Origin of the sequence: Massilia sp. LXY-6 (genome assembly GCF_051233485.1) — a bacterium.
Lineage (GTDB): Bacteria > Pseudomonadota > Gammaproteobacteria > Burkholderiales > Burkholderiaceae_D > Telluria.
This window is the reverse complement of sequence record NZ_JBKFGF010000023.1, coordinates 124157-149331: the sequence shown is the minus strand read 5'-3', so window position 1 is coordinate 149331 and position 25175 is coordinate 124157. Positions and strand designations below refer to the sequence as shown.

Here is a 25175-nt window from a genome sequence, read left to right as displayed (position 1 = left end):
ATCGTCAACGAGGATACCCATGAAAACCCCATTGAATCTGGCACGCGCCGCCGCGTGCCTGCTGCTGGCCGCCGCCGGCACCCACGCCTACGCCCAGCAAGCCATCCAGGCCGCCGCCGACCCGCAAGCCTCCGTACCGGCCACCCGCTACCAGTCCGCGCTCGGCAAGGGCGCCGGGCCCGCCCCTGAAACCAGCCCGGACGCCAACTGGGTCGCGAGCAACCAGACCGTCGCCGCCACCGATTCGATGGCGCTCACCATGAAGCCGATGGCCGGCCAGGCGGCCGATCCGCATGCCGGGCACGCGATGCCTCCCGCACAGTCTGCCGATCCGCATGCCGGACACGCGGGCATGCATGGCATGCAGGGCATGGGGATGAACATGGACAAGAAGGACGGCCCCGCCATGTGCGCGCCCGGCAGCGGCAGCCAGGCCATGCAGTGCATGTCCGGCGACAAGGCCGGCGACAAGGCCGGCGAAGGCAAGATGTCCTGCTGCCAGTCCTGCTGCAAGGACAAGATGAAGAAAGGCAAGGAGAGCCCATGAGCGTCAGAATGCTTGGCGCGCCGCTCGTGCTGGCCCTGCTGGCCGGCTGCGCGGCGGTCGCGCCGGACGGGGGCTTCGGCAGCGTCGCCGCTAGCAGCCGCGAGCGCATCGGTGCGGAACCGCGCTTGGCGCGCGACGATGCCGCTGCACGCGAACTGCAGCAGTCGGTGCAGGCGATGCTGGCAAAGCCGCTCGGCATGGACGACGCCGTCAAGGTCGCCGTGCTGGCCAATCCGGGCCTGCAAGCCGGCTACTGGAAGGTCGGCATCGCCCAGGCCGACCTGGCGCAGGCCGGCCGGCTGCCGAACCCGGTGCTGGGCTACAAGCACGTGGCGAACGGCGGCGACATCGCCATCGAGCGCACCTTCACCGCCAACCTGGTCGGCCTGCTGACCATGCCGCTGGCGGCGCGCCTCGAAGCGCGGCGCTTCGAACAGGTCAAGCTGGAGGTCGCGCGCGAGATCGAGCTGCATGCGCGCGACACGCGCATCGCCTGGGTCGACGCGGTGGCCGCGAACCAGACGCTGGACTACGCGCGCCAGGTGGGCAGCGCGGCGCAAGCCAGCGCCGAACTGGCCGAACGCATGGCCAGGGCCGGGAATATGAGCCAGCTCGACCTGGCCCGCGAACAGCTGTTCCAGGCCGAAAGCCAGGCCGCGCTGGCGCGCGCCGGCAAGCAGGCCGTGGCGGCGCGCGAGAAGCTCACCCGCCTGCTCGGCCTGTGGGGCAAGGACGCGCAATACAGCTTGCCCGAGCACCTGCCGGAGCTGCCGCCGTCGCCTGCCGAACCGGCGGACGTGGAGCGCATCGCCATCGAGCAGCGCCTCGACGTGCAGGCGGCCAGGCTGGATGCGCAGGCCACCGCGTCGGACCTCGGGCTGACCAAGACGACGCGTTTCGTCAACGTGCTCGACCTCGGCTTCGTGAACGAGACCACGACCAATGCGCCGACCGCGCGCGGCTACCAGCTGACGCTGGAACTGCCGCTGTTCGACTGGGGCGGCGCTCGGGTGGCGCGCGCGGAAGGCGTGTACATGCAGGCCGTGAACCGCGTCGCCCAGGCGGCCGTCGCGGCGCGCAGCGATGCGCGCGAGAGCTATCTCGGCTACCGCACCGCCTACGACGTGGCCGCGCACTACCGCGACCACATCATCCCGCTGCGCAAGCGGATCTCGCGCGAAGTCCTGCTGCGCTACAACGGCATGCTGCTGTCGACCCGCGACCTGCTGGCGGATTCGCGCGAACAGGCGGGCGCCGTCTCGGCCTACATCGAGGCATTGAAGGAGTTCTGGAGCGCTTCGGCACAGCTCGAAGCCGCCCTCGGCCTACGCCTGGGTGGAGAACAGGTGCGGCACCGGAACCAGGAACACACGGAACACGAGGAACACGCAGAATGACATCCCGCAGGAATTTCATCACCGGCGCCGGTGCTGCCATGGTCGGCGCCTCGTTGGTCGGCAAGGCAGGCACCGCCGCCATCCCCGAAGCCCCGCTGCAAAGCTCGGCCGGCACCGCGCCGCCCCTTAGCCCGCCGAACGGCCGTCCCTACAACCCGGTCGTCACGCTGAACGGCTGGACCCTCCCCTGGCGCATGAAGGACGGCGTCAAGGAATTCCACCTGGTGGCCGAGCCCGTGGTGCGCGAGATCGCGCCCGGCATGAAGGCCAACCTGTGGGGCTATAACGGCCAAAGCCCGGGCCCGACCATCGAGGTGGTCGAGGGCGACCGGGTGCGCATCTTCGTCACGAATAAACTGCCGGAAGCGACCAGCATCCACTGGCACGGACAGTTCCTGCCGAACGGCATGGACGGCGTGGCGGGCCTGAACCAGCCGGCGATCGCACCGGGCAAGACCTATGTGTACGAATTCGTGGCGCGCTACGCCGGCACCTTCATGTACCACCCGCACGCCGACGAGACGGCGCAGATCGGCATGGGCATGATGGGGTCCTGGGTCACGCACCCGAAGGACCCGCGCCAGCATGCGGTGGACCGCGACTTCGTGTTCCTGCTGAATGCCTACGACATCGCTCCGGGCAGCTACACGCCGAACGTGAATACGATGCTCGACTTTAATATCTGGACCATCAACAGCCGCGCTTTTCCCGGCACTGACCCGATGGTCGTGAGAAAAGACGACCGGGTGCGCATCCGCATCGGCAACCTGTCGATGACGAACCACCCCTTCCACATCCACGGCCACCGCTTCGAGGTCGCCGGCACCGATGGCGGCTGGATACCGCAGGCCGCGCGCTGGCCGGAAGTCACGGTCGACATCGGCGTGGGCCAGATGCGCGCGATCGAGTTCGTGGCGGATGCGCCCGGCGACTGGGCCTTCCACTGCCATAAATCGCACCACACGATGAACGCGATGGGCCACGGCGTGCCGAACCTGATCGGGGTCGACCACCGCGGCGTGGCCGGCAAGATCAACGACCTGGTGCCGGGCTATATGGTCATGGGCGACAAGGGCGGCTCGATGGGCGGCATGCGCCCCCCGCTGCCGGAGAACACCTTGCCGATGATGGACGGCAAAGGCCCCTTCGGCGAGATCGAGATGGGCGGCATGTTCACGATGATCAAGGTGCGCGAAGGCCTGGCGCGCGGCGAGTTCCGCGATCCGGGCTGGTACCAGCATCCGCAGGGGACGGTGGCGCGGGAGTGGACCGGGGCGGCGCCGGAGCCGGTCCGCGCGCCGGCGACACAGGCAGCGCCGGGCGAGCCGGTGGCGACCGTCAAGCGCGGCGGCGGCCACGGTGGGCACTAGCTTTCGGAATTTCCGAAGCCTCGTACCGGAATTGCCGGATTGCGGGCAAGACGCCCCTGCCACTAAGATCGGTGCATGGACCCGATGATTCTGACTTTTACTGCAGGAATAGTGGCTGGGGCGATGAATGCGCTGGCGGGCGGCGGCTCGTTCGTGAGCCTGCCGGCGCTGATCGCGGCGGGCGTGCCTCCGGTCCAGGCGAATACTTCCAGCACCGTCGCGCTGTTCCCGGGCGGGCTGGCCAGCGCCTGGGCGTATCGCGACGGCTCGAGGTCGGTCGGGACCGTGCCGCTGCGTGCCCTGCTGCTGACGACACTGTGCGGCGGCCTGGTCGGCGCCATCCTGTTGCTGCGGACCTCCTCCGCCGCGTTCACCTTCGTGCTGCCCTGGCTGCTGCTGCTGGCGTCCCTTGCGCTCGCGTTCGGACGACGCCTCGGCGAGGCATTGCGGGCACGCTGGCATATCCACGCGTACGCGGTGCTAGCCGTACAGTTCGCGCTCGGCGTCTATGGCGGCTATTTCGGCGGCGCCGTCGGGATCATGATGATCGCCGTATGGGGACTGCTCGACAGCCGCGACCTGAAACACCTCAACGCGCCGCGCACGCTACTGGTCAGTGCGGCGAATGCGGTGGCGGTACTGGCCTTCGTCGTGGCCAACGCGGTGCGCTGGCCGGAAACGCTGGCCATGCTGGTGGGCGCCATCGTCGGCGGCTACGGTGGCGCGCATCTGGGGCGGCGTGCGCCGGCGGGCGCGATCCGCGCCCTCACCCTGCTTGCTACCTCCTGCATCACGCTGGCCTTCTTCGTGAAAACCTATGCGCCGGCACTGCTGCACCGCGTGTAGCGGCGCGGGTACCGATCAGGCAGCGAACTTTTTCGACCCGGCCACGCAGGCAACCGCCATCAGGGTCACGCCGAGCATGGCCGGATCGACCGTCTCATGCAGCAGCAGGGCCGCAAAACCCAGCCCGATGAAGGGCTGGAGCAACTGCAACTGGCTAACCGACGCAATGCCGCCCTGGGCCAGGCCGCGATACCAGAACACGAAGCCGATCAGCATGCTGAACAAGGAGACGTAGGCCAATCCGCCCCATGCCGATGTCCGCACGAAGGCAAACGAGGCCGGCATGGTCCACAGGGCGGTCGTGAGCGTGAGGGGCAGCACCAGGATCAGCGCCCAGCTGATGACCTGCCAGCCGCCCAGGCGACGCGACAGGCGGGCGCCTTCCGCGTAACCGAGTCCACAGACGACGACAGCCGCCAGCATCAGCGCGTCGCCCTTCAGGGAGGTCTCGATACCGTTGCAGGCGGCATAGCCGACCACGAAAGCGCTGCCGGCCAGGGAAAACAGCCAGAAAGCCGGTTTCGGACGCTCGCCCCCGCGAAGCACGCCAAAGATCGCCGTGCACAAGGGCAGCAGCCCGAGGAAGACGATCGAATGGGCGGACGACACATGGCGCAGCGCCAGTGCCGTCAGCAGCGGAAAGCCGATCACCACGCCCAGCGTGACGGCGCCCAATGTAGGCATGTCGGCCGGCGCCGGGCGGCGTTGGCGAAAGCCGAGCAGGATGGCTGCACCCAACAGCGCCGCAATGCTGGCGCGGGCGGATGTGAGAAACACCGGATCGAAGTCCATGACCGCCGCCCGCGTGGCCGGCAGCGAACCCGCGAAAATCACGACGCCGATGAATCCATTGATCCAGGCGCTGGCTGTTTTATTCATCGCTTTTCCCATCGATCGTGCGTGCAGTAGACCACGCGGATGGTGGAATAGCTAGACAAAGTGCAACGCTTTGGGAAAACGCTGAACTGGGCGATCGACTGCGCGATGGACAGCGATCGCCGCCTAGCGCTTGCGCAGCGCCGCGATCTGCGCGCGCAAGTCCTTGTTCTCGGCTTCCAGGCTGTCGCGTGCGGTCTTGGCGCCGACCAGTTCCATCTCGGCGGCCAGGCGCGCATCGGACAGCGCCGCGGTCTGCGTGACGTTCTTTTCGATCTGGGCGCGCAGCTCGGCCAACTGGGCGTCCTTGCCTTCGATCGCCAGCTGGTCCTTGGCCTTGCCGACCAGGGCTTCCATCGCCACCTGGCGGGCGTTGCGCAGCTCGGCGTTCAGGCGCTCGATTTCCTCGTCGCGCTCGGCCAGCGTGGCCAGGGCGTCGTCGCGGGCGGTGGCCAGCTCGTCGCGCTGCGCCTGCAGCGCGTTGCGCTCGGCTTCCAGCGCATCGCCGGCTTCGCGCAGCGATTCCAGCTCTTCCTCATGGCGGGCCAGTTCTGCGCGAGTGCCGCTGCCCGCCTCTTCCGCGAACTGCTGGGCCCAGCGCGCCAGGTCGGCGACCAGGTTCTGCGGCAGTTCGGCCCGGGGCGGCTCGGCCGGCTTGTCCTTGGCTGCGCGCCAGTCCGCCAGGTGGCGCGAAATGGCGCTGGCCGAGCCGCCGCCGAGGGCGTCGCGCACCGTGTCGATGGTGACCGGCATGCCGCCGTCCTGCAGCTTGCCGGCTGCTGCCGCTACGTCGTCGAAATTCATAGAATGCGTATCCGTTATTGAAGACCGAATGATACGCGACGCCCGTCATCGGCGACAGGCGCTACCGGACAATTTCAGATCCTGAACTCGTCCAACGACTTGCCGCCGGCCAGCGCCTCGGCGACCCACTTCGGCTGGCGCCCACGCCCGGCCCAGGTCTGCGACGCGTCGGCCGGATTCCGGTAACGCGCTTCGCCCGGCTGCCCGTCGGCTTTTTTGGCGCCGCCCTTCTCCGCGCCGCGCGTCTTCGCAGCGCCCTTCTTCGCGCCGCCAGCCTTGGCGATCAGGTCCGCGACCGGCACGCCCACGCCCTGGGCAATCGCCAGGATCCGTTCGCGCGCCTTCCTGACCTCGTCGTGCTGGCGGGCCTTGATCTCTTTTTCGATATCGAATTGCAGGCCCTTCAGCTCGGCCAGGTTGTAGTTCGACAGGTCGGTCTTTGCCATGTGCGCGCCTTTCATGTGGTGATTGCCAAAACAATACTCTTGGCAATCTTACACGAAATCGCTCAGGCCGAGCGCGCACTGACCGGATAGCCCGCCGCATCGATCGCCTGCACGATCTTGTCGAGATTCGCTTGGCTGTCGATCTTCACTTTCTTGGCCGGCAGGTCGATGTCGACCTTCGCCGCCGGGTCGATCTCCTGCACGGTCTTGGTCACGCGGCCCACGCAGTGTTTGCAAGTCATGTCTTCCACTGTCAATTCATACATCGTCGTTTCTCCTTGGGTTGAAGTTGAGGTTGGGGTGAACGTTGGCGCCCAGCGCCGCAGCAGCAGGGCATTCGTGACCACGCTGACGGAACTCAGCGCCATCGCCGCCCCGGCCAGCACGGGATTGAGCAGGCCCAGCGCCGCGACCGGGATCCCGACCACGTTGTAGACGAAGGCCCAGCCCAGGTTCTGGCGGATCTTGCGGTAGGTACGGTGTGAGATCGCGATGGCGTCGGCCACCAGCAGCGGGTCGCCGCGCATCAGCGTGACGCCGGCCGTGTGCATCGCCACGTCGGTGCCGCCGGCCAGGGCGAACCCGACGTCGGCGGCGGCCAGGGCCGGGGCGTCGTTGATGCCGTCGCCGACCATCGCCACCTTGCCGCTGCCCTTCGCCATCAGGTCGCGGACGGCCTGGGCTTTATCCGCCGGCAGGACCTCGGCCACGTAGCGGGTCAGCCCCAGTTCGCCTGCCGCCAGCGCGGCCGCCCCCTGGTTGTCGCCGGTCAGCATGACGACGTCCACGCCCATCGCCTTCAGGCGCGCGACCGCCGCCACGCTGGTCGGCTTGAGGCGGTCACCGAAGGCCAGCAGGCCCTCCACGCGCAGTGCGCCGCCCTCGTCCACGGCCAGCCACGACACCGTGCGGCCGTCGCCCTCGTGCCGGCGCGCCGCCTCTTCCCAGCGCTCGACCGGCGCGCCGATCTCCTGCATCAGGCGCCGGTTGCCGAGATGGACAGTGGCCGCGCCGACCCGCGCCCGCACGCCGCGGCCGGGCAAGGCGGAGGCCTCATCGGCGGCCGGCAGCGCGAGGCCGCGTTCGCGGGCCGCCTGCGCCACGGCCTTTGCCAGCGGATGCTCGCTGTACTGCTGCGCGGCCCAGGCCAGCGGCAACAGGGCATCGCCACCTTCGACCGCGACCACCCGCGGCTTGCCTTCGGTCAGCGTGCCGGTCTTGTCGAACACCACGGTGCGCACCGCGTGCGCCGTCTCCAGCGCCTGCGCGTCCTTGATCAGGATGCCGTGGCGCGCCGCGACGCCGGTGCCGACCATGATCCCGGTCGGCGTCGCCAGCCCCAGCGCGCACGGGCAGGCGATCACCTGCACCGCCACCGCATTCAGCAGGGCCTGCTGCCAGTCGCCGGTCGCCAAGCCCCAGCCGAGCAGGGTGACGAGGGAGATCAGCAGCACCGCCGGCACGAACACGCTGCTCACGCGGTCGACCAGGCGCTGGATCGGCGCCTTGACCGCCTGCGCATCCTCGACCATGCGGATGATCCGGGCCAGCATGCTGTCCGCGCCGACCCGGGTCGCCTCGACCAGCAGCAGGCCTTCGCCGTTGACCGCGCCGCCCAGCACCGCTTCGCCGACGCGCCGCGCCACCGGCAGGCTCTCGCCGGTGAGCAGGGATTCGTCCAGGTGGCTGCTGCCCTCGATCACGCGGCCGTCGGCCGGCACGCGCTCGCCGGGACGCAGCACCATCAGGTCGCCGGTCCGCAGCTCGGCCAGCGGCAGCTCGACATCCTGCCCGCCACGCCGCACCAGGGCCGAGGTCGGGCGCAGCGATTCGAGGGCGCGGATCGCTTCCACGGTCTGGTGCTTGGCCCGGCCTTCCAGCCACTTCCCGAGCAGCACCAGGGTGATCACCACCGCCGAGGATTCGAAGTACAGCTGCGGCATGCCGTGGCCGGCCGGGCCGCGCAGCAGTTCATAGACCGAGAGGGCATACGCCGCCGAGGTGCCGATCGCCACCAGCAGGTCCATGTTGCCGGCGCCCGCGCGCAGCGCCTTCCAGCCGGCGCGGTAGAAACGCGCGCCCAGCCAGAACTGCACCGGGGTCGCCAGCAGCAGTTGCAGCCAGCCCGGCAGCATCCAGCCATGGAATACCATCGGCAGCACCAGCGGCAGGCTGAGGATGGCGGCCGCCGCCACCGGCCACCAGGACGGCAGGCCGGACGCTTCTTCCTCGACGCGCGGCGCGCCCCGCTGCACCGGCGCCGCCTCGTAGCCGGCCTGCGCCACCGCGGCGACGATGGCGTCCGCGTCCAATGCCGCGCCCTGCACGGTGGCCTGCTCGGTGGCCAGGTTGACGCTGGCATCAAGCACGCCGGGAACCTTCTTCAATGCCTTTTCGACGCGCGCCACGCAGGACGCGCATGTCATGCCGCGCACCGCCAGCTGCAGCTCGGCGGGCGCCGTGTCGATCGTGGACTCCATGGTTTCTCCTGTCAGCATGATGACAGGATAATCCTTCCCACGATGGGAAGGTCAAGCCCCGTCGGCGGGATCCCCGCGAAAATCATCCGGCGCGAAGGCGGATGGGGTGGGCGGCAGCGGCAGCATCGGTCGCATCTCGTACACCATGTCGGCCCGGTCGTGCGCTGCCTTCGCCGTGATCAGGAAGCTGTCGCGGCCCAGGCGCTGCGGCCCGCCGGCCAGGCGCACCGGCCGCAGTTCGCTGCGTGCCAGCACCAGCACCACCTCGTAGCTGAGGGTCGGGGCGGCGAACAGGCCGAGCATGGTGCGCAGGGCCCGCGCCCCGGGCGCCTGCGGCAGGAAGCGCTCGAACTGCGCCCGGCGCAAGGGGCCGACGCGCACGCGCACGCGCAGGTCCGGGCGCCAGCAGCGCTCGCCCAGCACCGCCGCCTGGCCGAGCACGGCGCCCGGCCAGCCGCCCTTCCCGGCCTGGCCGCCGAGCATGCTCTGCTCGGCGGGCGCCAGCGGGTCCCAGTGGCCGATCCCTTCCTGCAGCGCGACCGGCACCCCGAAATGCTGCGCCAGCACCCTGGCCAGCACCACGGCGGAGGCCGGGCGCTGGCGCAGCACGCCGGCATAGCGCGCCAGCGCGGCGTCGAGCACTCCCTCGTGCGGCACGCCGGGGGGAAAGCCGGCCAGCGCCAGCAGCAGCGGCAGGAAGCCGTCGCCGCCGTCAGGCCCGCTCACGGAATCCTCGACCCGGTATTTGCGCCAGGCGCCGTAGAACAGGGCCAGCATGCGGGTCGTGAAGATGTCGAGGAAGGCGCGCGGCGCTTGCGCCAGCTCGGCATCCGGCTGGCTCGACTCCCACGCCGCGATGCGCTCGGTGAAGTGGCTCGGCAGCGCGCCATGCGCGCCCAGCAGGCCCATGAAGGTCGGGGTCAGGTGGAATTGCGGCGGCTCGTCCTCTACCCGTTGAGGCACGAGCGCCTCGACCTGGCCGGCGGGGAAGCCGAGCGCCAGGCTGTTACGGAAGCGCAGGTGGCGTTCCAGCGCCCGACGCGGCGGCACCCCGTGCTCGCCCAGCCACAATACCAGCAGCCGCACCGCCTGGAAGAACTCGAAGCGCTGCGGCTCGGCCAGCAGGCGCGCGATCAGCCCAGCGGCTGGCTGCTGTGGCGGGGTTCGCATGCAAGGATTTCCTGGCCGGTCCGGCGCGACACGACCTGCAGCCGGGTAAAGCAGTTCAGTTGCCCGTTCAGAGCGAAGTAATGGTCGAGCACCTGGGCGAACACGAACAGGCTGCTGCCGGCGAAGGCATCCTCGTCGACGATCAGGCGGATGCCGATGCCCGGCATCAGGGTCGACACCGGCGCGTTCCTGACCCAGGCGCGCACCGCGCCGTGCTCGAGGCCTTGGATGCCGGCAATCAGGCGCCGCGCCGCCGGCGAGCGCGGCAAGTCGTACAGGGCCAGCATCTTGCGGAAGTCGTCCAGGCCGGCCATGGTCAGGCTGGCGTGGTTCAGCGACAGATGCGAGATCAGGCGCCAGTGCGCGCCCTTGGCGGTGCCGAAGCGGTAGCTCGGGCTGGGCTTGCGCAGCATGCGGATCGGCGCCACCGCCGCCAGTTCGTCGGTGCGCAGGTCGCCCTGCGGGTCGCCGTAGCGCAGCTGGGCCGGCAAGTCGCGGTTGGTGCAGGTCAGCATGGTCGACAGCGTGGTCCGGTACCCCGGGGCGCCGGCGGTGCGGAAATCGGCGTCGATCAGGGCGATGCGCATCTCGTGGCCGGGGCTGAGCGCCGCCACCGCGTGGTCGCGCCGGGTGATCCAGTAGTGCTTGCCGGGATCGTGCCGGACCCCGGCGTCGGCATCGGCGTCGGCGCCGTTGGCGGCATACAGCGGGGCGAACTGCGTCACGCCGCCCGGACCGCCGCCGCCCGTGCCTGCGCACGGGCCCTCGCGCACCAGGCGCACCGCGTCGACGCTGTGGATCTCGTAGTCGGCGGCATGGAAGCCGTCGGCCAGCAGCGGGTAGTCGGCGCTGGTATACGTGAGCTGCAGCGGCGCGCCCGCCTTCGGGAACAGGTTGATCACCGGTGTGCAGGCCGGCAGCAGGTTGCCGGCGCCGACCTCGGCCAGCAGGCGCGCCGGATCGGAGTCGGCGGCCACGCCGTTCAGGACCACGTGCAGGGTGAAGGCGCTGCAGCGCGGCGGCAGCAAGGCGCTCAGCGCGGCGGTGTCGAGATCGATGAAGTTGAATTTCTCGGGATAGCAGAAGTACTCGCTCAGCAGGCGCAGCGCCGGATGCGAGCGCGCCGGGAACGGGATCATCGCATCGTCCTCGGCAAACCCGCCGGGCGCCAGCGGCACCGCCGGCAACGGCAGCCAGGCGGACTCGCCGACGACCTGGACGAAGGCGCAGGCGCCGCGCAGGAACAGCGCGTCGAGCAGGGCCGCGCGGGTGGACGCTTCGCCGTCGGCGAACAGGCGCAGGCGCGCCGGCAGGATCTCGGCCAGCGGACGCGGCCCCGGGGTGTCGATGGTGATGCCGATGCTGCTTCCGGCGCCACGCGGCAGGCGCAGCGAGCGGGGCGCCTGCGCCAGCGGAGAAAAGCCCAGATGGGCCACCCGCAGCGGCGCCAGCAGCACGTCGTAGACGGTGCGGAACAGGCACACCCTGTCATCCCGGGCGCTGGTGCGCAGCATCGTCCCCCTCGGCAGCAGCAGCGGCGCGTCCGGCAGTTCGGCATCGCCGCGGCCGCCCACCTGCACGATGGTGTGCGAGGGCATCGGCCGCAGGTAATGCGGGTACAGGCTTTCGAGCAGCGATTCGGTGAATTTCGGATAATCGTCGTCGAGGCGCTTGCGGATCCGGGCGCTCATCAGGGCCACCGACTGGATCAGGCGCGCCACGCCCGGGTCGTCGTAGGTCTCGCCCGCTAGGTGCAGCTCGCTGGCCGGCTTCGGGTAGCGGGCGCGGAATTCGCGCGCGAACTGACCGAACAGGCCCAATTCTTCCTCGTAGTAGCGCAGGAGTTCATCCATGATTTTCCGCCGATGATTGCTTGGGACCAAGACCTATGCTCCCACCCGCGCCGCAAACCTATCTTGAGTACAATCAACACCGACCATTCACCCCGAGGGAGACGTCCATGACCGACCAGAGCAAGGATTTGAGCCAATTTCCCATCACCCGCAAGTGGCCCGCCCGGCACCCGGAGCGCCTGCAGCTGTATTCGCTGCCCACCCCGAACGGCGTGAAGCCCGCGATCATGCTGGAAGAGATCGGCCTGCCCTACGAGGTGCACCGGGTCGCCTTCGACCAGAACGAGCAGCTGTCGCCCGAGTTCGTGTCGCTGAACCCGAACAACAAGATCCCGGCCATCCTCGACCCCGACGGTCCCGGCGGCCGGCCGCTGCCGCTGTGGGAATCGGGGGCGATCCTGATCTACCTGGCCGAGAAGACCGGCAAGCTGCTCCCGGCCGACCCGGCCTTGCGCTACCAGACGATCCAGTGGCTGATGTTCCAGATGGGCGGTATCGGCCCGATGTTCGGCCAGCTCGGCTTCTTCCACAAGTTCGCCGGCAAGGACTATGAGGACAAGCGCCCGCGCGACCGCTATGTGGCCGAATCGAAGCGCCTGCTCGCCGTGCTGGACAAGCAGCTCGAAGGCCGCGCCTGGATCATGGGCGAGGAATACACGATCGCCGACATCGCGACCTTCCCGTGGGTGAACAACCTGATCGGCTTCTATGGGGCGGGCGAGCTGGTGGGGTTCGGCGACTTCAGGAACGTGGCGCGCGTACTGCAGGCTTTCGTGGCGCGGCCGGCCGTGGCCCGCGGCCTGCAGATTCCACCCGCGCCTTAGGCCCCCAGCGTGCGCAGGTCGGCCACGACCTCGTCGCCGAAGGACTTGCCGAGCAGGTAGTCGATCAGCTGCTCGGCGCATTCGTCGGGGTCGATCAGGGTGCCGGTTTCCTTGAGGTCGACGAAGCGCTGGCGCATCGGGAAGCGCTCTTCCGGCGTGGCGCGGATTTCGGCCTGCATGCCGGTGTCGATCACGCCCGGAGCCAGGCTGCAGATCTGCACGTCCTGGCCGCCGTCCAGCACCACCGCGCGCGCATGCTGGTCGAGCGCCGCCTTGGTGGCGCAGTACACGCTCCAGCCTGGATAGGCATGCCGGCCGGCTCCGCTGGAGATGTGCATGATGCGCTTCTGCCCGCCGTCGCTGGCGCGCACCACGGCCGCCGCCAGCGCCATCGGGGCGGCCACGTTCAGGGTCACGGCGCGCAGCACTGCGCGCGGGTCCTGCTCTTCGAGCGGTCCGACCGGGCTCACCATCCCCGCGTTGTTGAGCAGCAGCACGGCGCCGGTGCCGTCCAGGTAATCGGTCAGCCCGTCGCCGTCCAGCCAGTCGATCAGCGCCGGGCCGTCGGCCAGGTCCAGTTCGACCTCCTCGAACAACTCGGGCCAGGTTTGCGCCAGTTCGTCGGAGCGGGTGCGGGCCAGGCCCAGCACCGGCACGCCGCGCGCCAGCAGGTTGCGCGCCAGGGCGGCGCCGAGGCCCTTGGTATGGCCGGTTACGATCGCTTTCATGTCCGTCTCCTTCTCCCGCCCGCCGCCGTGCGGGGCACCCGTCACGCATGGTAACGCAATAAGGGACGTCCGATAAAGGGAACTTCGCCGCCCCGGCAGTCGCGTGCTCCAGTACGGCATGCCATGGCAGAATGGGTTCTCGCCGACCAGTTCCAAACACGAGAGGACCAATGCAGATTCCAGATATTCCCGTCGACGAAGCGCGGCGCCTGACCGCGCTGCACGCCACCCGCCTGCTTGGCAGCGCGCCCGAAGAAGCTTTCGACCGCATCACGCGCATGGCCGCGCGCCTGCTGAACGCACCTACCGCGCTGGTCTCGTTGGTCGACAAGGATGTCCAATGGTTCAAGTCGCGCTGCGGGTTCGAGCCGCATGAAACCGCACGCGACATCTCGTTCTGCGGCCACGCCATCCTCGACCACGAGCCGCTGGTGGTCGGCGACGCCACCATCGACCCGCGCTTTCGCGACAACCCGCTGGTGACCGGCGAACCGCATGTGCGCTTCTATGCCGGCGTGCCGCTGTATTCGGTGGACCGCATGCCGATCGGCACCCTGTGCGTGCTCGACCGGGTGCCGCGCCAACTGAGTTCCGACGAACTGGACATCCTGCGCGACCTGGCACGCATGGTCGAACAGCTGATCCACCATCGCCAGCTGGCCACCGCGGCCCAGGCGCTGTACTCGCATGTGCTGCAGGATGCCGCCAACCCCGAGCTGAGCGCGGCCGCCGGCCAGGTCGAGTTCCTCCTCAACCACGACCAGCTGACCGGGTTGTCGAACCGCCAGGCGCTGGCACGCATCATCGGCAAGGGCATCGGCGAATGGCGCAGGCAGGGCATGCAGACCCTGGTGGCCTCGATCAACCTCGACAAGTTCAAGCGCCTGAACGAAGCGCTCGGCCACCACGCCGGCGACCAGGCCCTGGTCTCGATCACCTGGAGCCTGCAGGGCGTGCTGCGTCCGGGCGACCTGCTGGCGCGGGTCGGCAACGACGAATTCGTGGTGCTGCTGCCTGGCCTGGGCGACGACAGCGTGGCGCGCGACCGCCTGCGCCAGCTGACGCAGGCGGTGCACCGCGAGTTCAGGACCCCGGCCGGCGGCGCCATCCCCCTCACCTGCAGCATCGGCTATGCGATCTTTCCGCACGACGGCGACAATGCCGAGGTCCTGCTGAACAACGCGACCCTGGCGACGCGGCGCGCCAAGCGGATGGGCGGCGGCCAGATCCAGCATTTCTCCGAAGAGCTGAAGCAGGCCTTCAACCGCAAGCTGGCGCTGGAAAGCCAGCTGCGGGCCGCGCTCGACCACAAGGAACTGTTCCTGATGTACCAGCCAAAGATCGCGCTGAAGGACGGCTCCGTGGCCGGACTCGAAGTGCTGCTGCGCTGGCGCCATCCGAAGTACGGCCTGATCTCGCCGGTCGAATTCATTCCGGTGGCCGAAGAGGCCGGGCTGATCGTCGAAATCGGCGAATGGGTGCTGAAGAGCGCCGTCGACCAGTGCCGCAGCTGGCGCGCCGCCGGCATCGAGACCGTGCCGGTGGCGGTCAACCTGTCGGCGCACCAGTTCCATCGCACCGACATCGTCGGCTGCGTCGACACCGTGGTCCACGATGCCGGCCTGGCGCCGGGCGACCTCGAACTCGAACTCACCGAGAGCATGGCGGTCCAGTGCCCCGAGCGCAGCGCCGGCCTGATGGGCAGCCTGCGCGAGCTCGGGGTCACCCTCAGCATCGACGACTTCGGCACCGGCTATTCCAGCCTGAGCTACCTGAAGCAGCTGCCGGTCGACAAGATCAAGATCGACCGCTCCTTCGTGCAGGACATGCACCAGAGCGAGGATTCGATGGCGATGGTGAAGGCCATCATCGCCATGGCGCACAGCCTGCGCCTGGAAGTGATCGCCGAGGGTGTCGAATTGCAGGAGCAGCTCGACGGACTGCGCGCGGCGGGCTGCGACCAGATCCAGGGCTTTTATTACAGCAAGCCGCTGAGCGCCGACGAGTGCGCCGGCTACCTCCGGCGCTCTCAGGGATAACGCACGGGGCGGCCGAGGGTATCCGGCAGCGGGATGAACTCGGTCTCTCCCGGCACCTGCGGGAAGCGCATCGCACGCCAGTCTTCCTTGGCCTGCTCGATGCGGTCGGATGAGCTGGAGACGAAATTCCAGGTGAGATAACGCGGACCGTCCATCGGCTCGCCGCCCAGCAGCATCACGCGCGCGCCGCCGCCATTGCCGGCCGCAAGCGTCACGGCCGCGCCCGGCTTCAGCACCAGCAGCTGGCCGGCACCGAAGCTGCCGTCGCGGCCGAGGTCGAGCGTGCCCTGCACCACATAGATCGCCTGCTCGCCGTACTCGGCCGGCATGCCGATCCGCGCGCCGGGGGCAAGCGCCAGGTCGACGTAGAACAGCGGCGATTCGACCGGCACCGGAGCGCGCTTGCCGAAGTATTCGCCGGCGATGATGCGGGCGCTGGCGCCGTCGCCGTCGACGATCGGGAGCTCGCCGGCGCCGATGTGCGAAAAGCTCGGGTCCTTCTCTTCCTTGGCCTTGGGCAGCGCCACCCAGCACTGCAGGCCGTACAGCGTGGAGCCTGCGGCGCGCGCCTGCGGACCGGTGCGCTCGGAGTGGACGATGCCCTTCCCGGCCGTCATCCAGTTGACCGCGCCGGGGCGGATGTCCTGCACCGTGCCGAGGCTGTCGCGGTGCGAGATCTCGCCCTCCAGCAGGTAAGTTACGGTGGACAGGCCGATGTGCGGATGCGGCCGCACGTCGAGGCCCTGGCCCGCGTTGAACACGTGCGGCCCCATCTGGTCGAGGAAGACGAAGGGACCGACCATGCGGCGGTCGCGGTGCGGCAGCGCGCGCCGCACTTCGAAGCCGCCGCCGAGGTCGTGGGTGCGCGGCACCACGATGGTTTCCAGCATGCTTTCTTCATCGTGCTTGTCGTGTTCCATGTTATTCAGCCTCCGTGGTGATCTCGATGTTCCCGGACAGGGTCTTGTGGACCGGGCACTTGTTGGCGATGTCGGTCAGGCGCTGCTTTTCTTCTTCGGTAAGCTGTCCGACGTAGCGGATGCTGCGGTGCAGGGCGTAGGCCGCCCCTTCCTGGCCATGGCGTATGCGCACCTGCACTTCGTCCAGCCGGTAAGCCTTGCGCTTGGCATACAGGGTGACGGTCAGCGTGGTGCAGGCCGCCAGCGCCGCCGCCAGCAGGTCGTGCGGTTCAGGGCCGCTGCCCTCGCCGCCCAGCTCGGGCGCGACGTCCGTCAGGAGCCGGTGCGGCCCGATTTCGATCACCTGCTGCAGCGGCCCCCGGCCGCGGTGCGTCGTCACTTCCATGATGGCTCCCTGGTTCTCGAACGATTGTACGTGATGTGTCGATGGAAGCCATTATGGGCGCCCGGCCGGCGGAAGCAAAACGAGTTATTTCACTGTCCATGATCGAATTTTTCGATGGGCCGGCTGTCGTCAGGCGTCGGCGTCGAAGGCCAGTTCGGACTCCTTGATGTTGGCGATCGGCCCCAGGATGGCACCGTCGAAGCTGCGCGGCGCATGCCGTTTCTCGAAGACCTTGGGCATGTCCGGATTCGCCAGCGCGCCCCGGCCCAGCGCAACGATGTCGGCGCCCAGCTCCAGCGCCTGTTGCGCACGCTCGATGCTGTGCAGCGAGCCGTTGGCGACGATCGTCACATCGGGGGCATAGCGGCGCGCCAGGGCAATCAGGCTGTCGCTGCCGCCCTCGAACGCCGGCTTCCACGCCTCGAATTCGGTCACATGGATGAAATCGGCGCCGGCGCGGGCGAGCGTGCCGAAGATGACTTCCGCATCGGCATCGCGGCCTGGCCACTTGGCCGTGAAATCGTTGACCTTGCCCTGCGAGATGCGGATGCCCACCGGCACTTCAGCGCCGACCGCGGCCTTCACCGCCTTCACGACTTCTTCCAGCAGGCGCACCCGGCCCTGTACGCCGCCACCCCAGCGGTCCGTGCGCAGGTTGGTGTGCGCGGTCAGGAACTGGTCGAGCAGGTAGCCGTTCGCGCCATGGATCTCGATCCCGTCGAAACCGGAAACACGCACCGCGCGGATCGCCGACTGGACGAACCCGTCGATGACGTCCGCGATCTCCTGTTCGCTGATCTCGGCCGGCACCGGGTAGCGTCCTTCGCCATAGTAGAACGCCATCTGTTCGCCGGCAGGCTGCACTGCGGAGGGCGCGATGGCGTGGCTGCGGAACCGGTTGCCCTGGCTGATGCCGCCCGCGTGCATCAGCTGCGCGAACATCAGCGCACCCTGTTGCTGGATGTCGCGCGTGATCGCCTTCCAGCCCTCCGCCTGCGCGTTGTCTGCAATGCCGGGCTGGTTCCGATAGCCTTGCGAGAAGGCTTTGTCGGTGTACAGCCCTTCGGTGATCACCAGGCCGAAACCGCCCTTGGCGAACCTGGCGTAGTAGTCGTGCATGGCCTGGGTCGGAACGCCGAGCTCGGTCGCGGTGACCCTGGTCATCGGCGCCACGGCCAGCCTGTTCCTTAACACCACAGCTTTCATAACGTGTTTCGATAGAATCTGGGTCGGATGATTGTTCATGTTCTGTTCGCTTTCGAAAAGGGTTCGCTGCATTGGCAGCACGACGGCCCCTATAATAGGAACAGGAGCGATCGGTGGAAAGCCCAGGGCAGGTGAAGACGCCTTATCGAAAAAGGTTACGATGCAAGTATCGGATGTCAGGATTTTTCTCGCCGTCGTGAGTGCCGGCAGCTTGTCGGCCGCGGGGCGACAACTCGACATCGGCCCGATGCAGGTCTCGCGCCGCCTTGCCGTGCTCGAAGACGAGCTTGGCGTCCGGCTGCTGCACCGGACCACCCGCTCGATCTCGCTGACCGCCGAGGGCGAAGCCTTCCTGCCGTATGCGAACACGATGTCCGAGGCCGAAGAAAGCGCGCGCGGTGCGCTGAGCCCGACGTCGGCGGCCGCGTCGGGTGTGCTCAAGCTGACCGCCCCGAGCGTACTCGGCCAGACCATCGTCCTGCCCGTGCTGGCATCGCTGCTGGACCAGCATCCCGGGCTGCGGATCGACCTCGACCTGTCCGACCGCGTGATCGACATCGTGGGCCAGGGCCTGGACCTGGCCTTGCGCGTGGCGACGCTGGAAGATTCGGAACTCGTGGCAAGGCGCATCGTCGGCAATCCGCGTGTCATCTGTGCATCGCCGCGCTACCTGCAGCGCCAGGGCGTGCCGTCCCGGATGGCGGACCTGGACGACCATCAATGCATCGTCCTGCACGCCGTGCCGCGCTGGCCGGTGGTGGCCCAGGGCGAGCTGCAGCGCAGGCGCGTGAATGCGCGCGTCACGACCAGCAACGTGGATGCTGCGCGAACGGCCGCCATGCAGGGGCTCGGCCTGGCGATGCTCACCTACTGGGACGTGCATCAGCAGCTCGGCGAGGGCAGCCTGGTCCGTGTGTCGCTGGAGGACGCCACGATGGAAGACCTGTCGGTATGGGCACTCATGCCGACCCGCCGCTACGTGCCCACCCGGGTCAAGGTCTTCCTCGACGCGCTGGAGCAGGAACTCGCGCGGCTTTACTCCGCGCCGTCGATCCAGCGCTGAACCTGGGCCTCCAGGATGGGCAGCGGCAGCGTGCCGTCGCCCAGCACCACCTCGTGGAACTTCGCATAGCTGAACTTCGGCCCCAGCGCCTGGCGGGCGCGCTCGCGCAGTTCCAGGATCTTCAGCGCGCCGATCTTGTAGGCCAGGGCCTGGCCCGGCCACACCATGTAGCGCTCGATCTGGTTGGCGGCCCGCTCCTCGCTGTAGCCGAGATTTTCCATCGCATACGCGACCGCCTTTTCGCGCGACCAGCCCTGGGCATGCATGCCGGTGTCGACCACCAGGCGCACGGCGCGCAGCAGTTCGTCGTTCAGGTGGCCGTAGTAATAGGCCGGATCGTCGTAGAAGCCGAACTCGCGGCCCAGCGTCTCGCAGTACAGCGCCCAGCCTTCGGTGTAGGCGGCGGCGCTCGGGTGCTCGGTGAAGAACCTGCGGAAGTCCGGCAGCGGCAGTTCCTTCAGCAGGGCGGCATGCAGGTGGTGGCCCGGCACGCCTTCGTGCAGCAGCAGCGTGGCCATGCCGACCGTGTCGTAGTCCTTCGGATCGTTGACCACGGCCCAGAACACGCCCGGATGCGAACCATCCGCCGCCACCGGCGTGTAATGGTCGGACGCGGTGGCGCGGGTCAGCTCGGGCTCCAGCTGGATGTCGAGCCTGGCCTTTGGCAACAGGATGAAGTACTGCGGCAGCTTGCTTTCCACCTGCGCGTAGATCTGGCGGTAGCGCTCCAGCACCTGCTGTTCGCTGGTGAATGGCTTGAATTTCCGCTGCGCGGCCACCCATTGCGGGAAGTCCTTCAGCGGGCCCGCGTAGCCGAGCTTCGGCGCCAGCTTCGCCATCTCGGCCTGGATGCGCGCGACTTCCTTCAGGCCGAGCTCGTGGATCTGGCCAGGGGGCAGGTCGAGGTTGGTGTTGTTCCGGATACGGGCCTGGTACCAGGCGGCGCCATCCGGCAGCGCGCCATAGCCGGCGGTGGTGCGGCCGGCCGCCAGGTAGTCCTTCTCGAGGAAGGCGCACAAGCGGTCCAGGGCCAGGCCGATCTTGACCGCCGCCTGGCGGTAGCCGCTGGCCAGAGCGCGCTTGTCCTTGTCCGCGAAGCCGGCCGGCAGGCGCGTGGCCGGCGAGTAGAACACGCTGGCCTGCGGATCGCTGCTGCGCAGCTGCCGGAACTGCGGCAGCATCTTGGCCGTGATCGCCTTCGGCTGCACCACGCCGGTGCGGATGCCCTCTTTCATGTCGACGATCGCCTGGTCGATCCAGGCCGGCAGCTGTTCGAGCCGGCGCAGGTAGGCGCGGTACTGGGCCGGCGTCTCCAGCGGCTGCGAACCGGTACCGCTGGCGTAGTTGGCCAGGTTGCTGGGCATGTTGTCGAAGTGGTTCAGCGGCAGCAGGTGCTCGGGAAAGCGCTCCAGGTCGAGCTGGGCCCCGATCTCGGCGGCCAGGATGTCGTAGTTCAGCCGCGCCTTGTCCGTCAGTCGCGTGCGGTCGATCGCCTGCAGCTGCTTCAGGAAGGCGTGGTTCGCGGCCAGGTAGCGCTTGCGCACCTTCGGGTCGATCGCCATGCCGAGCTGGTCGTCGTAGCGGCTGTCGCCGTTGGCGGTCGCGTACAGCATCGGATCGAAGCGCGCGCGGGCGTCGTAGAATTTCGCGGCGATCTGGCTGACTTGATCACTGAGCTTGTGTTCGGGCGCCCGTTCGCTCGCGGGCGCGGGCGCGGCGTGCGCCTGGGTGACGGGCACGCTGGCGGCGAGGATCGCGGCAGCCAGGCTGGCGGCGCGCAGGGACCGGACGGACGGGAGCATGCATTTCCTTTGCGAATGAAGTTCCGACAAGGATACCGCAGCTTCGACGCCTCGGGCAGGCGCATCTAGGCGCCGAAGCGGCTGAAGGCGCGCTCCACCAGCGCGTGCGCATCCTGCTCGACGATGGCGTTATGTGCCGTGATCACGCGCGTGAACGGCCACTCCAGGATGATCCGCGCGCTGCCCGCCGCCAGCGCCCTGTCGCGCGTGACCAGGCGCACCGTGCGCGGGACGTCGAGCCGCCTGCGCACGCCCGTCAGGCGCGCGTACGCGGCGCTCCGCCAATCCAGCGCGCCGCACCAGCACTGCAGCACGTCGGTCATGATCAGGGTGGCGGATGCCTTGTGAAACCACACCACCTCGTTCACGAAGGGCATGCCGCGGATGCACACCTGCCCGAGCTCGTGCTGCCACTCCGGCGGGACGGTATCCTGCAGCTCGACCAGCCCGGCCAGGTCCGGGCGCTTGGCGGCCAGCCCGGGCGCGCCGTACAGCGCCGCCTCCGGGAACATGCGCCGGGCGTGCCCGGCGAACAGGTGGTGCGCGCGGTTCGGGGCGACGATCCAGGCGACCGTGCCGAGGCTGCGCAACTGGTCCGCCACGGCCTCGCCGAAGCGCACCGGCGAGTGCAGCCACAGGCGGCCGTCGTCGAAACGGACGACCGTCATGCGGGACGTGACCGGCAGGCCGGCGGCCGTGAAGCAGCGTTCCATATGCCAGAGATTGGGGGCGACTGGTGTCAGCATGGCCCTATTGTAAAATACTTATATGTTAAGAATCAGCCTGGACGCCCTCCTCACCGTCGACACCATCGCCCGCCGCGGCAGCTTTTCCGCCGCCGCCAAGGAACTGTTCCGGGTGCCGTCGACGATTTCCTATACCGTTTCCAAGCTCGAGGAAGACCTCGGCGTGCAGCTGTTCGAGCGCTTCGGCCCGCGCGTGGTGCTCACCCCGGCCGGCGAGGAATTGCTGAAGGAAGGCCGCTACCTGCTGAAGGCCGCCGGCGACCTCGAAAGCCGGGTGCGCCGCGTCGCCTCTGGCTGGGAGACCGAATTCACGATCGGGATCGACTCGGCGCTGTCTGCGCTCGGCCTGCAGGACGACATCCGCGCCTTTTACGGGGTGGCGGACCAGACCCGCCTGCGCATCGTGAAGGAAGCCTTGTCCGGTTCCTGGGAGAGCCTGCTCGACCGCCGCGTCGACTTCCTGGCCGGCGCCGCCGGCGAAGGCCCGTCGGGCGGCGGCTACACCGCGGAGCCGATCGGGACGATGTCCTTCGTGTTCGTGGTCGCGCCCTCCCACCCGCTGGCGAGCGTGCGGCACCGCCTCGGCAAGGCGGAACTGAGCGAGCACCGCGCGGTGTCGGTGGCCGACTCGGTACGCCTGCTGCAGGCGCGCACCGTGGGGCTGCTGTTCGGCCAGGACACGCTGACGGTGCCCGACATGCAGACCAAGTACGATTTCCAGATGGCCGGCCTCGGCTTCGGCTTCCTGCCCGAAGCCTGGGCACGTCCGGCGATCGCGGCCGGGCGCCTGGTCGCCAGGGAGGTCGAGGAACCGAAGCCGGACGAGACCCTGTTCATGGCCTGGCGCACCGGCGAGGAAGGCGCGGCCCTGAAGTGGTGGCGCGAACGCCTGCGCACGGCGCCGCCGCTGGAGCGGATGCTGGCGCGCATGTAGACAATAGGCTGTCCGGTGGAGCGCGCGCTGCCGGATCAGCACGGCTGAGCGATCGCGCGACAGGGCATTCACGAAGTTGTCATAATCGGGCTCTACACTCCGTTGCCACGAGTGAAATATCCGAGCCCAATGGACATGAAGTTGAAACCGGACGAGGCGCTCGCAGCGCTGAACGTCGACAGCCCGGGCCTGTTCCTGAACCGGGAGCTATCGCTGCTGGAATTCAACCGGCGCGTGCTGGCGCAAGCCGAGGACGCTGCCTTGCCGCTGCTCGAACGCCTGCGCTTCCTGTGCATCGTCAGCAGCAACCTCGACGAGTTCTTCGAAGTGCGCGTCGCCAGCCTGCTGGCCCAGCACCGCCACCAGAGCGGCATCGCCGGCTTCGACGAGGTCCCCAGCGTCAACCTGGACGGCGCCAGCGAGGAATGCCGCCAGATCATCGCACGCCAGTACGCGCTGCTGAACGGCGAGATCCTGCCGCGCCTGTCCGAGAACGGCATCCACCTGCTGCGCCGCTCCGACCGCAACGCGGCCCAGAAGGCCTGGGTCAAGCAGTACTTCGACAAGGAAGTGCGGCCGCTGCTGACGCCGGTCGGGCTGGATCCGGCCCACCCCTTCCCGCGCGTGATCAACAAGAGCCTGAACTTCATCGTCGAACTGGCGGGCAAGGACGCGTTCGGGCGCGGCACCGGGATCGCGATCATGAAGGCGCCGCGCGTGCTGCCGCGCGTGATCCGCCTGCCGGACGAATTGTCCGACAAGCCGGGCGCCTCCTACTGCCTGCTGTCCTCCGTCATCCAGGCCCACATGGCCGACCTGTTCACCGGGCGCGACGTGGTCTCGTACTCGCAGTTCCGGGTGACCCGCAACAGCGACCTGTGGGTCGACGAGGAAGAAGTCAAGAACCTGCGCCAGGCCCTGCAGAGCGAACTGCACAGCCGCAACTACGGCTTCGCGGTGCGGCTCGAAGTCGGCCGCGGCTGCCCGCGCCATCTGGCGGACTTCCTGCTCGACCAGTTCTCGATCGACCGCTCGCGCCTGTTCAGCGTCGACGGCCCCGTCAACATGGGCCGCCTGCTGGAGATCGTCAACAGCAACGCGCGTCCCGAGCTGAAGTTCGCGCCCTTCGTGCCGGGCTTCCCGGCCAAGCTGGCGAGCCACCAGGACATCTTCGCCGTCCTCAGCCGCCAGGACCTGCTGCTGCACCATCCCTTCCAGTCCTTCGAGCCGGTGATCGACTTCATCCGCTGCGCGGCAAGCGACCCGAACGTGGTCGCCATCAAGCAGACCATCTATCGCGCCGGTTCGAATTCCGAGCTGATGGAAGCGCTGATCGAGGCTTCGCTGCGCGGCAAGGAAGTCACCGTCATCGTCGAGCTGATGGCGCGCTTCGACGAGGAAGCCAACATCAACTGGGCCGAGCGCCTGGAGGAAGCCGGCGCCCAGGTCGTGTACGGCGTGGTGGGCCTGAAGACCCATGCCAAGCTGGCCCTGGTGCTGCGCCGCGAGCCGCAGGGCCTGCGCCGCTATGCCCATCTCGGCACCGGCAACTACAACACGACCACGGCCAAGCACTACACCGACTTCGGCCTCCTGACTTCGAACGACGAGCTGACGGCCGACGTCAACGAGGTCTTCATCCACCTGACCAGCATGACGCGCCCGACCCAGCTCTCCAGCATCTGGCTGGCGCCGTTCTCGCTGCAGAAGGAAGTGGTGAAAGCGATCCGGCAGGAAGCCGCGATCGCGCGCGAAGGCAAGCCGGCGCGCATCATCGCCAAGATGAATTCCCTGACCGACGAATCGGTGATCCGCGCCCTGTACGACGCTTCCGGCGACGGCGTGCGCATCGACCTGATCGTGCGCGGCGCCTGTTCGCTGCGGCCCGGCGTCCGGGGCTTGTCCGAGAACATCCGGGTGCGCTCGATCGTCGGCCGCTTTCTCGAGCACAGCCGCATCTTCTACTTCCGCAACAAGCTGCAGCACGACGTCTACCTCAGCAGCGCCGACTGGATGAACCGCAACCTGTTCCGCCGCGTCGAGATCGCCTTCCCGATCCGCTCGCCCGCGCTGAAGAAGCGGGTGCTGCGCGAAGGCCTGCAGGTCTACCTGAAGGACAACGTCGACGCCTGGGAGCTGGGCAGCGACGGCCACTACCGGCGCCGCAAGCCGCGCGGCAGCCAGGCGCCGTACAGCGCCCAATTGCACCTGATGGAGGCGCTGGGCATGGGGATGGACCAACACGACAAGGACAACGAACATGGAACTGATCCTGTGGCGCCACGCCGAAGCTGAGGCGCACAAGCCGGACCAGCTGGGCGACCAGTTGCGCGCGCTGACCCCGAAGGGCTCGCGCCACGCCTCGCGGGTCGGCGCCTGGCTCGACCGCCAGCTGCCCGCGCATTGCCGCATCCTGTCCAGCCCCGCCACCCGCTGCGTGCAGACGGCCGACGGACTGGGCCGCAAGTTCCAGATTGTCGATGCGCTGAACACGGACTCGACCCCGCAAGCCATTCTCGAAGCCAGCGGCTGGCCGAACGCGCGCCAGCCGGTCGTGGTCGTCGGCCACAACCCGCTGCTGGGCCAGGTTGCTTCCCTGATCTTCAGCGGCCAGGTGCACGACTGGAAGATCCGCAAGGCCAGCGTGTTCTGGATCTCGCACAAGGGCGAGGATGATCCGGCGCCTTTTGTGCGCTTGGCGGTCGGCCCGGATATTATCGGCAAGCTGCGCTGAATTGT

Annotated in this window: 22 protein-coding genes; 10 read left to right on the top strand and 12 right to left on the bottom strand. The window is 68.5% G+C overall.

What is annotated here, in order from left to right; genetic code table 11:
* Positions 1-19 precede the first annotated feature (19 nt).
* From ACI48D_RS12270 to ACI48D_RS12255, 4 genes are all read left to right on the top strand, one after another.
* A complete protein-coding gene (locus ACI48D_RS12270; RefSeq protein ID WP_435571499.1) occupies positions 20-547 on the top strand; it encodes a hypothetical protein in 528 nt (175 codons plus the stop codon).
* The gene (locus ACI48D_RS12265; RefSeq protein WP_435571498.1) at positions 544-1944 is read left to right on the top strand and encodes a TolC family protein; all 1401 of its coding nucleotides are present in this window, start codon (positions 544-546) and stop codon (positions 1942-1944) included. Before ACI48D_RS12270 ends, ACI48D_RS12265 begins: the two co-directional genes overlap by 4 nt.
* A complete protein-coding gene (locus ACI48D_RS12260; RefSeq protein ID WP_435571497.1) occupies positions 1941-3314 on the top strand; it encodes a multicopper oxidase family protein in 1374 nt (457 codons plus the stop codon). The genes ACI48D_RS12265 and ACI48D_RS12260 overlap by 4 nt, the downstream gene beginning before the upstream one ends.
* Positions 3315-3389: 75 nt before the next feature.
* Positions 3390-4160 (top strand): sulfite exporter TauE/SafE family protein, encoded by a 771-nt coding sequence (locus ACI48D_RS12255; RefSeq protein WP_435571496.1) that lies wholly within the window; start codon positions 3390-3392, stop codon positions 4158-4160.
* Between the two features lie 15 nt (positions 4161-4175).
* Here ACI48D_RS12255 and ACI48D_RS12250 read toward each other — a convergent pair whose 3' ends face one another.
* The 6 genes from ACI48D_RS12250 to tssF all read right to left on the bottom strand — a co-directional run bounded on the left by ACI48D_RS12250 (position 4176) and on the right by tssF (position 11789).
* Entirely contained in the window at positions 4176-5039 is an 864-nt protein-coding gene (locus tag ACI48D_RS12250; protein ID WP_435571495.1) for a DMT family transporter, read from the bottom strand.
* A 123-nt stretch (positions 5040-5162) separates the two neighbouring features.
* Positions 5163-5840: a DNA-binding protein gene (locus ACI48D_RS12245; RefSeq protein WP_435571494.1), complete on the bottom strand. Its 678-nt coding sequence runs from the start codon at positions 5838-5840 to the stop codon at positions 5163-5165.
* Between the two features lie 74 nt (positions 5841-5914).
* Positions 5915-6286, bottom strand: coding sequence for an H-NS histone family protein (locus tag ACI48D_RS12240; protein WP_435571493.1), 372 nt, complete (start codon positions 6284-6286; stop codon positions 5915-5917).
* Positions 6287-6348: 62 nt separating this feature from the next.
* Entirely contained in the window at positions 6349-8766 is a 2418-nt protein-coding gene (locus ACI48D_RS12235) for a heavy metal translocating P-type ATPase (protein WP_435571492.1), read from the bottom strand.
* 51 nt (positions 8767-8817) lie between these two features.
* Complete coding sequence (tssG, locus tag ACI48D_RS12230; RefSeq protein ID WP_435571491.1) at positions 8818-9936, bottom strand: type VI secretion system baseplate subunit TssG; 1119 nt, start codon at positions 9934-9936, stop codon at positions 8818-8820.
* Positions 9900-11789, bottom strand: a complete 1890-nt coding sequence (gene tssF, locus ACI48D_RS12225; protein WP_435571490.1) for a type VI secretion system baseplate subunit TssF — start codon at positions 11787-11789, stop codon at positions 9900-9902. The genes tssG and tssF overlap by 37 nt, the downstream gene beginning before the upstream one ends.
* A gap of 107 nt (positions 11790-11896) precedes the next feature.
* Between tssF and ACI48D_RS12220 the strand changes: the two genes are divergently transcribed.
* Positions 11897-12613, top strand: a complete 717-nt coding sequence (locus ACI48D_RS12220) for a glutathione binding-like protein (protein ID WP_435571489.1) — start codon at positions 11897-11899, stop codon at positions 12611-12613.
* Here ACI48D_RS12220 and ACI48D_RS12215 read toward each other — a convergent pair.
* On the bottom strand, positions 12610-13341 hold the full coding sequence (locus tag ACI48D_RS12215; RefSeq protein ID WP_435571488.1) for an SDR family oxidoreductase: 732 nt from the start codon (positions 13339-13341) through the stop codon (positions 12610-12612). The genes ACI48D_RS12220 and ACI48D_RS12215 overlap by 4 nt on opposite strands.
* Before the next feature lie 170 nt (positions 13342-13511).
* Between ACI48D_RS12215 and ACI48D_RS12210 the strand changes: the two genes are divergently transcribed.
* Positions 13512-15380 (top strand): putative bifunctional diguanylate cyclase/phosphodiesterase, encoded by a 1869-nt coding sequence (locus tag ACI48D_RS12210; RefSeq protein WP_435571487.1) that lies wholly within the window; start codon positions 13512-13514, stop codon positions 15378-15380.
* Here the strand turns inward: ACI48D_RS12210 and ACI48D_RS12205 are convergent.
* The 3 genes from ACI48D_RS12205 to ACI48D_RS12195 all read right to left on the bottom strand — a co-directional run bounded on the left by ACI48D_RS12205 (position 15371) and on the right by ACI48D_RS12195 (position 17930).
* Positions 15371-16300 carry a pirin family protein gene (locus tag ACI48D_RS12205; RefSeq protein ID WP_435571486.1) on the bottom strand — a complete coding sequence of 310 codons (930 nt, stop codon included), beginning with the start codon at positions 16298-16300 and terminating at the stop codon, positions 15371-15373. The two genes, ACI48D_RS12210 and ACI48D_RS12205, sit on opposite strands and share 10 nt — an antisense overlap.
* A 1-nt stretch (position 16301) precedes the next feature.
* Positions 16302-16685 (bottom strand): OsmC family protein, encoded by a 384-nt coding sequence (locus ACI48D_RS12200; protein ID WP_435571485.1) that lies wholly within the window; start codon positions 16683-16685, stop codon positions 16302-16304.
* Positions 16686-16814: 129 nt separating this feature from the next.
* On the bottom strand, positions 16815-17930 hold the full coding sequence (locus ACI48D_RS12195; RefSeq protein WP_435571484.1) for an NADH:flavin oxidoreductase: 1116 nt from the start codon (positions 17928-17930) through the stop codon (positions 16815-16817).
* Positions 17931-18051: 121 nt separating this feature from the next.
* On the opposite strand from ACI48D_RS12195, the gene ACI48D_RS12190 reads away from it, so the two are divergent.
* Positions 18052-18954 (top strand): LysR family transcriptional regulator, encoded by a 903-nt coding sequence (locus tag ACI48D_RS12190; protein ID WP_435571483.1) that lies wholly within the window; start codon positions 18052-18054, stop codon positions 18952-18954.
* Here the strand turns inward: ACI48D_RS12190 and ACI48D_RS12185 are convergent.
* The gene (locus ACI48D_RS12185; protein WP_435571482.1) at positions 18927-20756 is read right to left on the bottom strand and encodes a DUF885 domain-containing protein; all 1830 of its coding nucleotides are present in this window, start codon (positions 20754-20756) and stop codon (positions 18927-18929) included. The two genes, ACI48D_RS12190 and ACI48D_RS12185, sit on opposite strands and share 28 nt — an antisense overlap.
* A gap of 65 nt (positions 20757-20821) precedes the next feature.
* Entirely contained in the window at positions 20822-21502 is a 681-nt protein-coding gene (locus ACI48D_RS12180) for a DUF4336 domain-containing protein (RefSeq protein ID WP_435571481.1), read from the bottom strand.
* A gap of 22 nt (positions 21503-21524) precedes the next feature.
* Here ACI48D_RS12180 and ACI48D_RS12175 point away from each other — a divergent pair, with 22 nt between their 5' ends.
* From ACI48D_RS12175 to ACI48D_RS12165, 3 genes are all read left to right on the top strand, one after another.
* Positions 21525-22436: a LysR substrate-binding domain-containing protein gene (locus ACI48D_RS12175; RefSeq protein ID WP_435571480.1), complete on the top strand. Its 912-nt coding sequence runs from the start codon at positions 21525-21527 to the stop codon at positions 22434-22436.
* Positions 22437-22565: 129 nt separating this feature from the next.
* Entirely contained in the window at positions 22566-24731 is a 2166-nt protein-coding gene (ppk1, locus tag ACI48D_RS12170; RefSeq protein WP_435571479.1) for a polyphosphate kinase 1, read from the top strand.
* A complete protein-coding gene (locus ACI48D_RS12165) occupies positions 24697-25170 on the top strand; it encodes a SixA phosphatase family protein (protein WP_435571478.1) in 474 nt (157 codons plus the stop codon). Before ppk1 ends, ACI48D_RS12165 begins: the two co-directional genes overlap by 35 nt.
* The last annotated feature ends 5 nt before the right edge of the window (positions 25171-25175 follow it).

Coding starts and splice junctions, on each gene's coding strand:
- ACI48D_RS12195 (WP_435571484.1), bottom strand. CDS start 17,930: ATGAACAATCATCCGACCCAGATTCTATCGAAACACGTTATGAAAGCT.
- ACI48D_RS12200 (WP_435571485.1), bottom strand. CDS start 16,685: ATGGAAGTGACGACGCACCGCGGCCGGGGGCCGCTGCAGCAGGTGATC.
- ACI48D_RS12255 (WP_435571496.1), top strand. CDS start 3,390: ATGGACCCGATGATTCTGACTTTTACTGCAGGAATAGTGGCTGGGGCG.
- ACI48D_RS12220 (WP_435571489.1), top strand. CDS start 11,897: ATGACCGACCAGAGCAAGGATTTGAGCCAATTTCCCATCACCCGCAAG.
- ACI48D_RS12165 (WP_435571478.1), top strand. CDS start 24,697: ATGGAACTGATCCTGTGGCGCCACGCCGAAGCTGAGGCGCACAAGCCG.
- tssF (WP_435571490.1), bottom strand. CDS start 11,789: ATGGATGAACTCCTGCGCTACTACGAGGAAGAATTGGGCCTGTTCGGT.
- ACI48D_RS12260 (WP_435571497.1), top strand. CDS start 1,941: ATGACATCCCGCAGGAATTTCATCACCGGCGCCGGTGCTGCCATGGTC.
- tssG (WP_435571491.1), bottom strand. CDS start 9,936: ATGCGAACCCCGCCACAGCAGCCAGCCGCTGGGCTGATCGCGCGCCTG.
- ACI48D_RS12240 (WP_435571493.1), bottom strand. CDS start 6,286: ATGGCAAAGACCGACCTGTCGAACTACAACCTGGCCGAGCTGAAGGGC.
- ACI48D_RS12180 (WP_435571481.1), bottom strand. CDS start 21,502: ATGCTGACACCAGTCGCCCCCAATCTCTGGCATATGGAACGCTGCTTC.
- ACI48D_RS12190 (WP_435571483.1), top strand. CDS start 18,052: ATGCAAGTATCGGATGTCAGGATTTTTCTCGCCGTCGTGAGTGCCGGC.
- ACI48D_RS12245 (WP_435571494.1), bottom strand. CDS start 5,840: ATGAATTTCGACGACGTAGCGGCAGCAGCCGGCAAGCTGCAGGACGGC.
- ACI48D_RS12265 (WP_435571498.1), top strand. CDS start 544: ATGAGCGTCAGAATGCTTGGCGCGCCGCTCGTGCTGGCCCTGCTGGCC.
- ACI48D_RS12185 (WP_435571482.1), bottom strand. CDS start 20,756: ATGCTCCCGTCCGTCCGGTCCCTGCGCGCCGCCAGCCTGGCTGCCGCG.
- ACI48D_RS12215 (WP_435571488.1), bottom strand. CDS start 13,341: ATGAAAGCGATCGTAACCGGCCATACCAAGGGCCTCGGCGCCGCCCTG.
- ACI48D_RS12270 (WP_435571499.1), top strand. CDS start 20: ATGAAAACCCCATTGAATCTGGCACGCGCCGCCGCGTGCCTGCTGCTG.
- ACI48D_RS12205 (WP_435571486.1), bottom strand. CDS start 16,300: ATGGAACACGACAAGCACGATGAAGAAAGCATGCTGGAAACCATCGTG.
- ppk1 (WP_435571479.1), top strand. CDS start 22,566: ATGGACATGAAGTTGAAACCGGACGAGGCGCTCGCAGCGCTGAACGTC.
- ACI48D_RS12210 (WP_435571487.1), top strand. CDS start 13,512: ATGCAGATTCCAGATATTCCCGTCGACGAAGCGCGGCGCCTGACCGCG.
- ACI48D_RS12235 (WP_435571492.1), bottom strand. CDS start 8,766: ATGGAGTCCACGATCGACACGGCGCCCGCCGAGCTGCAGCTGGCGGTG.
- ACI48D_RS12175 (WP_435571480.1), top strand. CDS start 21,525: ATGTTAAGAATCAGCCTGGACGCCCTCCTCACCGTCGACACCATCGCC.
- ACI48D_RS12250 (WP_435571495.1), bottom strand. CDS start 5,039: ATGAATAAAACAGCCAGCGCCTGGATCAATGGATTCATCGGCGTCGTG.